The sequence below is a fragment of the Streptomyces sp. NRRL F-6676 genome (assembly GCF_000725625.1).
Taxonomy (GTDB): Bacteria; Actinomycetota; Actinomycetes; order Streptomycetales; family Streptomycetaceae; genus Streptomyces.
The window spans coordinates 1-238 of record NZ_JOHS01000154.1 but is presented as its reverse complement, the minus strand read 5'-3'; the positions used below and the strand labels follow the sequence as shown (position 1 = coordinate 238).

At 67.6% G+C, this 238-nt stretch carries 1 pseudogene; it reads right to left on the bottom strand.

The features are described from left to right. A pseudogene (locus IO29_RS31410) lies at positions 1-238 on the bottom strand (trehalose synthase); the annotation flags it as partial.

The following is a 238-nucleotide window of genomic DNA, read 5'->3' as shown; positions in this document are numbered from 1 at the left end:
TTCGCGCAGGAAGGCCAGGACGGCGGGGTTGGAGGAGGGCAGTTCGGTGTAGGAGCCGAGTCCGAAGGCGGGGTTCTGCTTGCGGATCTCGATCATGCGCCGGGTCCAGTGCAGCAGGGAGGACGGCGAGGACATGGACGCCTCGACGTTGGTGACCTGGTAGCCGTAGACGGGGTCCATGATCGTGGGCAGGAAGAGGCGGCCGGGGTCGCAGGAGGAGAAGCCCGCGTTGCGGTCG